This window comes from Curtobacterium sp. MCBD17_013, from assembly GCF_003234565.1.
Taxonomy (GTDB): Bacteria; Actinomycetota; Actinomycetes; order Actinomycetales; family Microbacteriaceae; genus Curtobacterium.
Map to the genome: position 1 here is coordinate 14,650 of NZ_QKTU01000011.1, position 13,403 is coordinate 28,052.

The 13,403-nt window shown below is 69.6% G+C and carries 13 protein-coding genes; 4 read left to right on the forward strand and 9 right to left on the reverse strand.

All coding sequences use genetic code 11. From position 1 onward, the window contains the following. Positions 1-11: 11 nt before the first annotated feature. The 6 genes from DEI81_RS11875 to DEI81_RS11900 form a co-directional block, all read right to left on the reverse strand. On the reverse strand, positions 12-2,102 hold the full coding sequence (locus tag DEI81_RS11875; RefSeq protein WP_111010932.1) for a glycoside hydrolase family 76 protein: 2,091 nt from the start codon (positions 2,100-2,102) through the stop codon (positions 12-14). 175 nt (positions 2,103-2,277) lie between these two features. After that, a complete protein-coding gene (locus DEI81_RS11880) occupies positions 2,278-2,955 on the reverse strand; it encodes a TetR/AcrR family transcriptional regulator (RefSeq protein WP_111010933.1) in 678 nt (225 codons plus the stop codon). Between the two features lie 2 nt (positions 2,956-2,957). Continuing rightward, positions 2,958-3,434: a MarR family winged helix-turn-helix transcriptional regulator gene (locus DEI81_RS11885; RefSeq protein ID WP_111010934.1), complete on the reverse strand. Its 477-nt coding sequence runs from the start codon at positions 3,432-3,434 to the stop codon at positions 2,958-2,960. A gap of 4 nt (positions 3,435-3,438) precedes the next feature. Beyond that, a complete protein-coding gene (locus tag DEI81_RS11890; protein ID WP_111010935.1) occupies positions 3,439-5,094 on the reverse strand; it encodes an MDR family MFS transporter in 1,656 nt (551 codons plus the stop codon). 213 nt (positions 5,095-5,307) lie between these two features. Then, positions 5,308-5,757: an ester cyclase gene (locus DEI81_RS11895; protein WP_111010936.1), complete on the reverse strand. Its 450-nt coding sequence runs from the start codon at positions 5,755-5,757 to the stop codon at positions 5,308-5,310. Between the two features lie 109 nt (positions 5,758-5,866). Next, positions 5,867-6,229, reverse strand: a complete 363-nt coding sequence (locus DEI81_RS11900; protein ID WP_111010937.1) for a DUF4267 domain-containing protein — start codon at positions 6,227-6,229, stop codon at positions 5,867-5,869. A 107-nt stretch (positions 6,230-6,336) separates the two neighbouring features. Here DEI81_RS11900 and DEI81_RS11905 point away from each other — a divergent pair, with 107 nt between their 5' ends. After that, positions 6,337-6,882 (forward strand): TetR/AcrR family transcriptional regulator, encoded by a 546-nt coding sequence (locus DEI81_RS11905; RefSeq protein WP_111010938.1) that lies wholly within the window; start codon positions 6,337-6,339, stop codon positions 6,880-6,882. A gap of 86 nt (positions 6,883-6,968) precedes the next feature. Here the strand turns inward: DEI81_RS11905 and DEI81_RS11910 are convergent, their stop codons facing one another. Beyond that, positions 6,969-7,904 (reverse strand): LysR family transcriptional regulator, encoded by a 936-nt coding sequence (locus tag DEI81_RS11910; RefSeq protein WP_111010939.1) that lies wholly within the window; start codon positions 7,902-7,904, stop codon positions 6,969-6,971. 68 nt (positions 7,905-7,972) lie between these two features. Between DEI81_RS11910 and DEI81_RS11915 the strand changes: the two genes are divergently transcribed. Beyond that, entirely contained in the window at positions 7,973-8,860 is an 888-nt protein-coding gene (locus tag DEI81_RS11915) for a DMT family transporter (protein ID WP_111010998.1), read from the forward strand. Between the two features lie 134 nt (positions 8,861-8,994). On the opposite strand, the gene DEI81_RS11920 is transcribed toward DEI81_RS11915, so the two are convergent. Continuing rightward, positions 8,995-9,738, reverse strand: a complete 744-nt coding sequence (locus tag DEI81_RS11920; RefSeq protein ID WP_111010940.1) for an SDR family NAD(P)-dependent oxidoreductase — start codon at positions 9,736-9,738, stop codon at positions 8,995-8,997. An 82-nt stretch (positions 9,739-9,820) separates the two neighbouring features. Between DEI81_RS11920 and DEI81_RS11925 the strand changes: the two genes are divergently transcribed. Then, positions 9,821-10,270, forward strand: a complete 450-nt coding sequence (locus DEI81_RS11925) for a MarR family winged helix-turn-helix transcriptional regulator (protein WP_111010941.1) — start codon at positions 9,821-9,823, stop codon at positions 10,268-10,270. 146 nt (positions 10,271-10,416) lie between these two features. Here the strand turns inward: DEI81_RS11925 and DEI81_RS11930 are convergent, their stop codons facing one another. Continuing rightward, the gene (locus DEI81_RS11930) at positions 10,417-12,279 is read right to left on the reverse strand and encodes an adenylyl cyclase (RefSeq protein ID WP_111010942.1); all 1,863 of its coding nucleotides are present in this window, start codon (positions 12,277-12,279) and stop codon (positions 10,417-10,419) included. Positions 12,280-12,526: 247 nt separating this feature from the next. Between DEI81_RS11930 and DEI81_RS11935 the strand changes: the two genes are divergently transcribed. Beyond that, on the forward strand, positions 12,527-13,345 hold the full coding sequence (locus DEI81_RS11935; RefSeq protein ID WP_111010943.1) for an SDR family oxidoreductase: 819 nt from the start codon (positions 12,527-12,529) through the stop codon (positions 13,343-13,345). Positions 13,346-13,403 lie beyond the last annotated feature (58 nt).

Sequence of the window (13,403 nt, forward strand, 5' to 3'; positions counted from 1 at the left end):
GGTCGCCCGGGTCAGCCCGCCGTCGTCAGCGCCCCCTTGTCCGTCCCGAGCGCGAACACGTGCAGCAGCCCCTGGTCGGCGCGGCTCGGGAGCGTCACCGACGCGAGCGTCTTGCCGGCCTCCAGTGCGATCTTCGTTGTGTAGAGGTGCGTCCCGAGCCCCTGCGACGAACCGCCGGTGCTGTTGCGGTACTGCGTGGAGGCGGCGGTGCCGTTGCCGAATGACGGGCTGCTGGCGGTCCAGTCGCTGAACCCGAGTGTGGCCTGCTGCGTGGTGCCGTCGGTGTAGGTGAGGGTCAACGGACCGGTCGAGGGACCGTTCGTCGCCGAGCCGATGATGCCGAGCTCGGTGGCTCCCGCGATGGACGGGACCGCGAGGACCTGGCCGGCGGCGACGATGTTGTCCGGCTGCCCGGGGGTGCCCGCCCAGTCGTACTGGATGCCGTCACTCGTGACGGTCGCACCAGGCGTGAGTCCGCTGGCTGCCAGTGCCTGCGCCGAGTAGCTGAACCCGTACCCGTCGAGGTCGGCGGTCGACTGCGCGCTGTCGTCGGAGATGCCGGTGTTGTCGTAGTACGGAGCCAGGTCGCCGGGTCGGGCCACGAGCACGGAGGTGGTCACCGACGGGACCGCACCGGCCGTGCTGGAGAAGGCGAACGTGACCTGCTGGTTGCCGTCGGTGGTGCCTCCGGTGATCGAGACGGGCGTGCTCGCGGTGCCGCCCGCGCGGACGACGAGGGTGCCGGATGCCGGGCGGACGGTCAGTCCGGCCGGGGCCTTCGCTGTCCAGTGCACGATCTGGGGGCGGCCCTCGACCGACTGGATGCTGAGCGTGGTCGTGCCCGACGTGCCGGGTTGCACGGCCACGGAGGACGGGTTGGTCGAACCGGTCGCGGCGTAGACGGGTGCGCTCTTCGCGAGCAGGGCGTAGATCTCCACCATCGGCGCCGTCTGGTTCACGGGCGACTCGCCGCCCGAGGCGTCGGGGTCGTTGAACAGTCCGTTCGACTGGCGGTCCTCCACCCATGCGGTGTCGGCGTAGGCGGCCGCCATCCGCGCGTAGCTCGGGTCGTGGTTGATCGCGGCCAGCCCGAACAGGTTCCGGAAGAAGATCGCGTTGAACACGTCGGGCTGGTGGTACAGGTTCCCGTTCGTGCCGTAGTAGCTGACCGAGGCGGCGGCGGTCTGCTCGGCCTGGTGCAGGTAGGTGCGGTTCCCGGTGCTCTCGTAGAGCAGCGTGCCCGCCCCGATCATCGTGCCCTGGTTGTAGCTCCACAGGGTCTGGTCGATGCTCCCGTCCGGGCTGATGTGGTCGTAGTACATCCCGTTCGCGTTCATCATGCAGCCGCGGGCCCAGTTGTACATGCGGGTCGCCCACGTCAGGTAGTAGGGGTCACGGGTGGCCTGGTAGATCTCGAGGCCCACCTCGGCGTTCGGGGCGTTGGAGATCGTGTTGCGCGGGGAGTCCGCGGTGTCCTCCCACATGACCCCACCCGGGCACGCGCCGGTCGAGTCGGTGTCCCACCCGCTGACCGCGAACTTGAAGACGCCCTCGGCCTGCGCCAGGTTCCGCTTCTGGTGGTCGATGGCGTACTGCTGCAGGAAGTCCAGGCCGACCCAGGCGTTGTCGTCGTAGTAGGTGGGCTGGTCGGGGCCGAGCGGGGGCAGCACGCCGGACGCGTAGGCCGGCGGCTGGGCGGCACCGGTGGGGCTGGTCTCGTGGGTGTCGTGGTAGGCCTGGATCCCCTGGTCTCGGGCCTGCAGGTCCCGGGCGTAGCGGGCTCCCACGCCGGGCAGAGATGCCACCGCATCGGTCGCGGCGAAGCCGTTAACGTAGTCCCAGAGGTAGCCGTACGGCTCGCGGGCGTCGCTGCTCACGTACAGCTTGTGCGCCGGGTCGTAGAGGTTCGCTTGCAACGCCTGGTAGGTCTCGACGGCGCGCTGCGTGTCCACGGGGTTCTGCTTGCTGGCGACCCCCGGCGGGAAGTGGTCCGGGGCCGGAGCGGCCAATGCCGCCGGGGCTCCTCCCAGAACGGCGAGGACGGCGGCGGTGGCGGTACCCGCCACGATCGCCCCTGCTCGGTTGCGTGCGCTTCGCTTCACGGTGGCTCCCTCGCTCCGGTCATCGTCGACGCGGAGATCGTTCCAGACGCTAACCGTTCGCTCGCGCACGCGTCAAGGAGCCTCTGGTGCGCCTCCGATCGCGCCGGTCCGGGGCGCCGACGGTCGTTCGCGTGTCGGGATCACGGCGGGCTCGTCGACCGGAGGCTGACCGTCGTCAGGTGTTGCCGTTGATGACGTCGACCGTCGATCGGAGCGCATCCACGACCGCACCGATCTCCCGGGGTACGTCGACACTGTCCAGTGCACCGGTCGAGAGCATCGAACGAACGACCGCGACGCACATCGCGACGAGTGTGGGCGCGACGATGCCGGACCGGTCCGCTGCGACGCCCCGCTGCCGGAGGAGCTCGGCGACCGACATGGTGGCGCTCTGCACCGAGGCCTTCCAGATCGGACGTAACTCGTCGAGGAGCTGTGGGTAGCGGGCGAACACCTCGCGGCGCAGGTCCCCGTGTTCGCTGTCGACCTGCCGGCCGAGGACCGCGATGACGATCGTCACGACCGCGTCCACGAGATCGGTGGGCAGCCGGTCCAGCTCGTCGGCGGTCAGCGTCTGCACGGTGCCCGGTACGACTCCGGCGATCGCTGCTTCTTTGTTCGAGAAGTAGTTGAAGAACGACCGGGGCGAGATGTCGGCGTCGCGCGCGATCGTGTCGATCGTGAGGTGTTCCATCCCGACCGCGAGGCATCCGGCTCGGGCTGCTCGGATGATGCGCCGACGGGTCTCCTCCCGCTTGCGTTCGCGCAGACCGAGCGGAGCGGGGCCGGAGCCGTCGGGTTCCCTCGCCGTCGGGCTGGTCACCTCGCCCGCACCGCTCCCCCGGCCGTCCATGGTCACGAGAGGTTGGCGAGGAGCCTGGCGAGCTCCTCGAGGTCGCCGCGTGGCCAAGCCGCGAGCCGTTCACGGAATGCCGTGCGCGCGCTCGTGCGGATGCGTTGAACCCGCCGGACGGCGTCGGGAGTGGGGTGGATGACGACGGCGCGACGATCACCCGAGCCACGTTCTCGCGTGACGAGTCCGAGCGCTTCGAGCGCGCCGAGCTGTCGGCTGAGGGCGCCCCTGTCGAGACCGAGTGCTTCCGCGAGCTCGCCGGCGCCGATGCTCCCGGTGAGCGCGATCTCGAGGAGCACCCGGTACCCGGCGGGCTGCAGCTCCATCTCTGCGGCCTGCTCGCGCAGGACGCGACGAGAGGAGGCGAAGAGGGTGAGGACCTGCCGCTCGATGCTGACGATCGCGCTGTCGACCTCCTCCGACACCGGGTCGCCGGGCCGGGCCGGACACTGGTGAGCGGCCGGGGTCGTGTCGATCATGACATCAGTGTCGTGCACGACGTCCGCTCGCGATCTGCGAATCTCCTTCGACGATCGTCGGGTTCGAGCCGGTCACCGTTCCGATACCCGCGAAGTCCTCAGCGGCAGCGGCGGCGGGTCCACTGTCGGTGGAGCGCTCGGCGACGGTCTTCGTGGTGAGCGGCACGTTCGGCATGAACACGATCGCGAGCACGAGGACGATCGCGATCGGCGCTGCGATGAGGAACACGTCGGCCACACCCTGGCCGTACGCCGACTCGATGATCTGGCGCACGCTGTGCGGCAGCGATCTCACGGCGGGGATGCTGCCCGACGACAGCTCCTTCGCGACCGCGACGCCCTTCTCCCCGAGCGCGGTGATCGCCTTGGTCAGAGCATCCTGCTTGTCGCTGATGGCGTCCGCGACGCGGGTCCCGAGCACGGTGCCGAGGACGGAGACGCCGATCGCGCCGCCGAGGGAGCGGAAGAACGCGACCCCGGAGGATGCTGCACCGATGTTCGCGGGCTCGGTGGTGTTCTGGACGACGAGGACGAGGTTCTGCATCACCAGGCCGACACCGGCCCCCATGACGAACATGTAGACAGCGACGACGACGTATGGCGTGTCGTACTCGATCGTTCCCATGAGGCCGAGTCCGACGACGAGGGCGATCGACCCGATGAGCATGATCGGCTTCCACTTGCCCGTCTTGGTGACCAAGCTGCCACCGACGGTGGACGCGATGAGCAGACCGGCGATCATCGGGATCGTCAACAGGCCGGACTGCGTCGGGCTCGCGCCACGAGCGAGCTGCATGTACTGCGCCAGGTAGACGGTCGCGCCGAACATCGCGATGCCCACGGCGATCGAACTGATGACGGCCATCGAGAACGTGCGGTTCTTGAAGAGGGTCATCGGGATGATGGGCTCCTTCGCGCGGAGCTCGATGAACACGGTGGCCGCGAGCAGGATCGCGGCACCGATGACCATCACGAACGAGGTCGGCGACACCCAGTCGAAGTTCTTGCCGGCGAGGGTGACCCAGATGAGCAGCAGCGAGACGCCACCGGCGATGGTCGTGATGCCCAAGTAGTCGATGGAGACCGTGCGCTTCGGCAACGTGCGGAGCTTCAGGGTGATCTGCAGCAGGATGATCGCGGCGACGGCGAAGGGCACGCCGACGAAGAAGTTCCAGCGCCATCCGAGGCTGTCGGTGAGGAGGCCCCCGAACAGCGGACCGCCGACGGTGCCGACTGCCATGACGGCGCCGAAGTAGCCGCCGTAGCGGCCGCGCTCCCGCGGGCTGATGATGTCGGCCAGGATGATCTGGCTCAGCGCAGTGAGGCCACCAGCGCCGAGGCCCTGGAGGACACGGAACGTGATGAGTGTCCCGGGGTTCTGCGAGAAGCCGGCGAGCGCGGATCCGAGGACGAAGATCACGAGTGCGAGCTGGATGAGCAGCTTCCGGTTGAACAGGTCCGCGAGCTTGCCCCACACCGGGGTCGAGACGGTGGTGGCCAGGAGCGTCGAGGTCACGACCCAGGTGTAGGCGCTCTCGCCCCCGCCGAGGTCACCGATGATCTTCGGGAGGGACGTGCTCACCACCGTCGACGCGAGGATCGCGACGAACATGCCGAGCAACAGCCCGGACAGTGCCTCGAGGACCTGGCGGTGGGACATGGCCGTGGGTTCGGCGGGGTGATCTTGACGGACAGTGGCGTCGGAACGTGACATCGGGGACTCCTGGACGGGATGGATGCCACTCTGCATCCTGAAATTTGACAGATGTCAACTATAGCGTTTTGTTGACGTTTGTCAAACGCTTCGGTGCTGTCCGACGACGCGCGCGGGTTCCGACCCGGTCGAGCAGTGACGCTCCTCGACCGAGTCGGCCTATCCCCAGGCGGCGGGCGTGGGCGCGTCGACAGGGGCGTTCAGCTGGGCCATGAGACCGGCGAAGTCCTCGAGGTGCCAGGTGGCGACGATCCTCCCGTCGCGGACCTGGTGCATGTCCATGGTGCGCATCTCGATGCGCTTGCCGGTGGGCCCGTGACCCATGAACGCGCCCTGATGCGTCCCCGAGACGGTGTTGCGGACAGCGACCCTGTCGCCCTGGACGATGACGTCCTGGTGCTCGACGCTGTAGTCCGGCATCGCGTGACGGAACAGCGCGATCTGTGCGGCCATGCCGGCCGGGCCCTGCTCCTGCCCCGAGGCGAGGGGGAGGTCGATCCAGTCCGCCGCCAGGACCTCGTCGTACACGGAGGTGTCACCAGTGCGGAAGGGCTCGTAGAAAGCCAGGACGATCTCGGTGGTGGTGTCGTGCTCGTTCGTGGTGCTCATGGGGTTCGGACCTTTCGTGGCGGTGGTGTGCGTGTTGGTGGTGGGAGAGATCAGGCGGCGGGGTGGGTCGACCGGCCGCCGGGCCGCCTCGGACGATGCGGCGCCGAGGTCACGCGAGTGCCAGGACGAGGCCGGCGATGACGAGCAGCAGCGCCGTGGTGCCGTGGACGCTGAGGGCCTGGCGGAGGGTGCCGCCGTTGGTGACGACGATGATCGCGTCACCGATCGGGGTGATCGCCGCAGCGAGGAGCGCCCAACCGAAGACGTGCGGTCCGGCGACGGCGAGGACGACCAGGGGCACGATGCCCGAGGTGATGTCGCGGACCCCCTTGATGCTCGTGAACGCGCGCCGACGGTCCTCGGCGACGCCGAACCCCGCTGTGGCGATCGCCGGCGCGATGAGGAACCGGCCGCCGATGAAGAGGATGAAGAGGCATCCGGCGATGGCGACGGAGAAGGCTGCGATGAACACGAGTGATTCCTTTCGTTGTTATGTAACGCTGATCTGCAACGACCGTAGCGCTTCTCTCCGACGATGTCTACCGGTGTTATCTAACTTTGCTCTGCTACTCTCGGAGCATGTCCCCACGACCAGCACCGGACCTCGACCACCGGCGCGACGAGATCGTCAGCGCCGCCCGCCGCGTCGCGGAAGCCGAAGGGTGGGAGGCGGTGACGATGCGCCGTCTCGCTGCCGAACTCGGCGTCACCCAGCCCGTCATCTACTCCGCGTTCGCCGGAGGCAGGCAGGCGCTCATCGACGCCGTGGCCCTCGACGGCTTCGGCGAACTCGCGGCAGCACTCGAAGCCGCTCCTGCCGAGCCGTTGCCGCGGATGCAGGCGTACCTCGACTTCGCCGTCGGCCGACCCCGTCTCTACGAGGCGATGTTCTCGATGCCGTCCGGGCTCGAGTTCGGCTCGGGATCCGTTCCCGATGCGCTCCGACGTGGGTTCGCCGCGATCAAGGCGGCCTTCCCCGCTCCGGACGACACGGCGGCCGAGGTCGCGTGGGCCACGGTCCACGGGCTGGCGACGCTCGAGATCGGCGGGCGCCTCCCAGCGGTGCGATCGCGTGCCCGGCTCGACCACGCCCATCGAGTACTCACCGGGAGCTCTGGCCTGTGACGAACGACGCGAGGCGCGCCTCCGCGCTCTGCGGCGTCGCCGTGGCCATCAATGCTGCGGCCCGGCCCCGCTCCGGAGACCTCGACTCAGGGACCAACTGACGGTCGAGATCCAGCGGCTGACAACGGGAACGGACCACCCACTCGACGGTCGTTCGTACCGGAGATCGGATCGGCGAGGAGCCCCCGAGCCTTCTCGATCAGCGCAGCGAGGGCGGGAGGTGCCGACGCTCTTCGCCACGCCATCAGCACTTCGATCGGGGGAGCGTCGCGAACGAGCCGGAACGTGACCCCGGTTCGAGCGTGCAGTGCGGCAGTGGCCTCCGAGGTCATCCCGGTCACCTGACCGGCGGCCACCAGCGTCAGCCAGTCGTCCACGTGCCGGGTGTCACGGAACGCCGCCGGGGCCGAGATGCCTGCCCAGAGGTCGGCTGTTGTGGTCCCGGTGCGCAGATCGATGCCGACGGTGCGGCCAGCGAAGTCGGCCAGGGTGACGCTCCGGCGTCGCGACAGGGGATCGTCGGAGGCGAGGGCCGCGAAGCGTCGCTCTGTGCCGATCGGAGCCGAGTCGAAGCGAGGATCATCGACAGGACGACGCAGGATCGCGACGTCGACGCCGCCCTCGGCAAGCCCCGCGGTCGGGGTGTTGCTCTGCACGAACGAGAGTGCCGGCTCGAGGTGCTCTGCCGCCCATTCGCGCTGGAACCTCGTCGTGTGTCGGCCGAGGGCCGACCATGCATACCCGATGCGGACCTCGGTGCTCGCGCGCGGAGTGAGGTCGCGCAGCGATTCGACCTCGTCGAGGATGCGGCGGGCGTGATCGACCACTCGTCGTCCCTGCGGCGTCAGCTCGAGCGAGCGCGTCGTCCGGCGCACGAGCGAGAAGCCGAGCGCTGCCTCGAGGGCTTGCACCGCTCGTGAGACAGAGGCCTGCGAGACGTGGAGATCGATGGCCGCGTCGGTGAAGGTCCCGGTCGACACCAGCGCCACGAGTGCGCGCAGCTGAACCAGAGTCACGTCCATGCGTCCAGCGTATAGATCGTCGTGGTCTGCATTTCCCGATCGCGCAGCCGCGAAGCACTGTGTTCACCATGACGGGAGAAGTGGTGACATCGGGCGGTTCGGTCAAGGTGCCCGGAGGGGCGGTCCTCGCCCTGCTCGGCAGTGCCGTGAGCAACCAGGTCGGAGCGGCACTGGGGGATCTCGCCTTCGCTCGTGTCGGCCCGCCGGGCGTCGTGGCCGTGCGGCAGCTCATCGCCGCGATCTCGCTCACCGCCCTCTCGCGACCGAACCTCGCCCGGTTGTCGTGGGGGCAGTGGTGGCCTGCGCTGTCGCTCGGTGGGGTGTTCGCCGTGATGAACCTCAGCCTGTACACCGCCATCGGGCGGATCGGACTCGGCCTCGCCATCACGCTCGAGTTCCTCGGACCGGTCAGCGTGGCCCTGGTCGGTGCACGGTCGTGGCGGGTGGCCGGTTGCGCGGTGGGTGCGGGCGCGGGTGTGGTCCTGTTGGTGTCTCCCGGTCCGTCGACCGACTGGATCGGCGTCGCGCTCGCCTGCACCGCGGCCTTGTGCTGGGCCGCGTACATCGTGCTGAACCGGGTCGTGGGGAGCCGGCTTCCGGGCCTGCAGGGACCCGCCGTGGCGAGTTGCGCGTCTGCGCTGGCCTCCCTGCCGATCCTGCTGTCGCTGCTCCTGACCGGGCGGTTCGACGTCTCCACCAGCGTGCTCTGCACGGCGGTCGGCGTCCTCTCGTCTGTGGTCCCCTACGCCACCGACGTGGTGGTGCTCCGGCGGATCCCTCAGTCGTTGTTCGGGATCGTCATGAGCCTCAACCCGGTCGCCGCTGCTGCCGTGGGGCTGATCGTGTTGGGGCAGCAACTCGCTCCGTGGCAGTGGGGCGGGATCGTGCTCATCGTCGCCTCTGACGCAGTGGCCGTGGCCAGGTCCGGACCTCGTTCCCGTCCTCGCAGCCGCTGAAGCCCCTCCTGTGCGGCGACATCGCCACGACGGATCGGCAGGGGCGGGGAGCAGCAGGTGCTTCGCTCGAGCCCGTTCGACGAGCACGTCCCTCTCCCGGCTCGTGGCCCGGAGAGGGACGTGGAGCAACGCGCTCAGGCCGTCTGCGTCAGTTCGGTCACGAGCGCGCGAGCCTCGCCGCTGGAGCCCAGGGGCACGGCACGGCTGGGGACATCGGCGGCCCGGGAGAGCGCGATGGCCACGTCGCCGACCTCGCCGGCGGACACCTGCTCCGGCTCGCCATCGACGAATCGGGTGCGGACGGGGCCGAGGACCAGGGCGTGGATCCTGCGGTCCGGCGTCTCGGCGGCCAGGACGCGTTGCATCATGAGCAGCGCGGCCTGCTCCATGCTCACCAGCCCGCTGCCCGGGACGGGGAACGTGGCGGACTGGCCGACGACCACGGTGTACGCGCCGAGTCCGCTCAGCCGCGGCACGATCGCCCGTGCCAGTGCCATGTGCGCGGTGGCGAGGCCGGTGAACGCGGCCCCCCAGTCGTCCTCGCGGATGCCGGTCAGGGGGCCGCCCTGCCACCATCCGCCGACCGGCACGACGACGTCGTCGATCCCGCCGAGCCGCTCGGTCATCTGACGGCCGAGCTCGTCCGCTCCGATGAAGGAGGTGTAGTCGTGCGTCGGGAGGTGCAGCAACGGCGAGACCCCGAGATGGCCGAGTGCAGCGCGCAGCTCCGTGCCCCGCTCGTCCGAGCGAGTGGGAACGACGACATCGGCGCCGGCATCGAGGAACGCGCTGACGACACCTTCGCCGACGCCGCCGGTTCCGCCGGGGACCAGGACGCGCCGACCGGCGAGTGAAGCGGGGGATGGGGTGAATGGCATGAAAACTCCTTGGTCCGACCAATGTTGGTAGCACCAACGCTAGCACCGATCCGTTGGCCATACCAACTGATAGTCTCGGTGCATGTCGGTTGATCCTCGACCTCCTCACGCGCTCCGCACCCTCGTCAGCTGGCAGGCCGCACGGGTGGCGACGATCGGCACCCGCCTGACCGCTGCGCGCATGCCGCTCGAGGCGCGTTCGGACTTCGCGGTGCTGTCCGCGCTGCAGGAGTACGGCCCGCTGAGCCAGGCGGACATCGGCAGGGTGCTGGGTCTGGACCGCAACAACGTCAACGGCATCGTCGTCCGGCTCGACGCCGACGAGTCCGTGCTCCGGACCCCTGACCCGGCGGATCGACGGCGGAACATCGTCACGATCACGGCGAACGGCGGGGAACGACTCGCCGATCTCCGAACGCAGGCCGACGCCGTGCAGGACGAGCTCCTCGCAGCACTGTCCCCCGCCGATCGCGACGCTCTCGTCCGCCTCCTCGGCGATGTGCTGGCAGCCCATCCGACGCAACCAGCGTGACGTCGTCCTGACGGTCCCGCGGGGGAGGCGCGGAGAGCGCCCTCGAGCCGGTCGCGCGCTCGTCGAACCCGCCACCACGACCGCCGAGCCACCGATGGCCGGGAGCGTGTGCTCCCGGCCATCGGCGTTCGATGGTGCCCTGGACCTTACTGAGCGGTCCCGTTGGTGTAGGTGGTGACGGTCTGCGGCTGCCCCGTGTTCGCGCTCGTGGCGGCGGGCCCCTGGCCGTCGATCACATGGTCGATCGTCCCGGCGTTGCTGTTCAGCGCGACGGTCGTGAGGTCGTGCATGACGACCCCGGGCGTGTTCGGCACCTCGAACGACTGCGTCGCGTGGAGGGTCGGGTCGACGTTGGTGTAGATGTAGCTGCCGAGGCCCCACGCTTCGTGCGTCCGGACGTCGTCCGCGACCTTGTACGCGGCGTACCCGTTCACCCCGTCGTGTTGCCACGCGGCCTGGTTCGGGGCGTCGTACGGGAGCTCGTTCTGGAAGAACACCGTCCGACCGCGCTCACCGTTCCAGATGACGTTGTCCTTCTGGTAGTGCTCGACGAACAGGCCGGTCGCGGTGACGTCATCCCCGTTCACGACGACGCCGGTGTCGGCCGTGTTCACGGTCCAGCCGACGGAGCCCGCCACGCCGTGGTCGGCGCGCCAGGCCCAGATGTCATCGAGGATCGTGTCGTCGCTGTTCACCTCGAGGCTCGTCGTGGCCTTGCCGACGTGGGGGCCGCCGACGCGGAAGAACACGTCCTGCAGGGCAGTGGGGTCCGTGGCGCTCGCCACGTGCTTGCCGCCCTTGTCGTGGCCCGTGCCGACGCGGAGCAGCGCCGGGGAGTTCACGGCACCGGCATCGAACGTCAGGCCGGCGATGTCGACGCCCTGCACGTCGGCGACGGTCATCGGGACGGCGCCGTTCTGGGCGGTCAGCGTGGCCATGCCGAGCCCGAGGACGACCGTGTCTGCTCGCTTGACGGCGATGCTCTGTGCGACGTCGTAGACGCCAGGCGTGACGAGCAGGTCCTTGCCCTGGGCGAGTGCGGAGTTGATCTTCGCGATGGAGTCCGACGGGTGGGCGACGAAGAAGCTGCTCAGCGGCAGCGACTGCCCGGGCGTGTGCCCGGTGGCCCACGTCGTCCCCGCCGAGTTCGTTCGCGCGCTGGGCACGAACACCCGGTAGGCGCCGTTCGCGTCGACGTAGAGGTACGGCTTCTCGCGCGATGCCGGTGTCGTCGCCAGCGTCGTGTAGGGCTGCTGGGGGAACGACTGCGCCGGCGCGTTGACGTCGCCGGAGAACACCTGGTTCCACACGCCGTTCGACCAGCCGGCGCCGAGGTCCGAGTTGCGGACGTAGAACTGCTGCTGCGATCCGTTGAGCGCCCCGCCCTGCAGTTCGGAGTCGGCGACGAATCCACCGCTCGCGTAGTTCGGGTTCTCGCAGTACGGCATGAACGTCGTGTAGTCCTCGACGTGGACACGGCGCATCGGCGCCGCCTGGGACACCGCCCACATCTCGCTGCCCGTGTGGCACGCGTCCGCGGTCGGGACGACGTGGATCGTCAGGTTGGAGACCGATCGCCAGAACGTGTCGAGCGCGCCGCTGCCGTCGGTACCGGTCGCGGTCACGCCTCCGTTGATGGTCACCCCGGACGGGTCCTGCCCGAGACCGTCGACCTCGGTGTAGTAGCCCACGCGGATGTCGAGCGGGTTCGTGCTCGATCCGTACGTTCCGGGCTCGAACAGCAGCGCGTACCGCTGCGAGCCCATCTCGTTGGCGGACTGCTGGGCGTACACGGCGTCGACCTTCGCCTGGATGTCGGCCTGCGGCATGTCGGGGGAGAACACGACGACGTTCGGCCCGAACGCCGAGGACGGCGGGGTCGGTGCGGCGATCGCGGTCTGGGTGGTCGCGAGGACGCCGAGTGTGGCGGCGCCGACGGCGATGGCGGCACCGAACAGGCGACGGCGTGACCGTCTCGTCCGGAGCGTGTGTGTCGGTGAGGAGGGCATCGTTGACCAGCTTCCGTTGCAGCGGCGGCATCGCCGTCCGCCCGCGGACAGCAGGGTCCTCGGGGCGGGCGCCATCGGCCGCCTGGGTGAAGAGTGTGAGCACTGTATCAACGCCCTGGTCGGGACGGACACCGGTCGGCTCCGAGGACCAGCGCCGGAGTGGCGAGCGGCAGACGCAGCAGCCCGCCTGAGTGCCGTCCCCGGAGCCGGAGAACGATGGAGGCCCTGACCACGAAGGAGAACACGTATGAGCAAGGTCTGGTTCATCACCGGCGCGTCCCGGGGCTTCGGACGCGAATGGGCGGAGGCCGCCCTGGAACGCGGCGACAGCGTCGCCGGGACCGCCCGCAACCTGGACGACGTCCGCGCACTCACCGAGCAGTACCCGGACACGTTCCTCCCGATCCGTCTCGACGTCACCGACCGTGACGCCGACTTCGCAGCGGTGCAGCAGGCGGCCGAGCGCTTCGGGCGCCTCGACGTGGTCGTCAACAACGCCGGCTACGGACAGTTCGGGATGATCGAGGAGATCAGCGAGCAGGAGGCGCGCGCCCAGCTCGAGACGAACCTGTTCGGGGCCCTCTGGGTCACCCAGGCGGCGCTCCCGATCATGCGCGAGCAGCGGTCGGGCCGCATCATCCAGGTGTCGAGCATCGGCGGGATCAGCGCGTTCCCGATCACCGGCATCTACCACGCGTCGAAGTGGGCGCTCGAGGGGTTCAGCCAGTCGCTGTCCCAGGAGGTCGCCGGCTTCGGCATCACGGTCACCCTGGTCGAGCCCGGCGGGTTCTCCACGGACTGGTCCGGCCCGTCGTCCTCGACGAGCGCCGAGATCGACGCCTACGCCGACGTCCGGGAGGCCCGCAACGCGAGCCGTGCCGCGGCCAGCGCGGGCGACCCGGCCGCCACCCGTGGGCCGATCCTCCGGATCGTCGACGCCGAGGAGCCGCCCCTGCGCGTCTTCTTCGGGTCGGCGCCGCTCGGGATCGCCGAGAAGGACTACGCGAGCCGACTCGAGACGTGGCGCGCATGGCAGCCGGTCGCCGAGGAGGCGCACGGCAGCTGAGTGCCGGTGCCCCGGCGCGGTCCTCCACGCCGCGCCGGGGCTGTGCAGGCTGACCGGT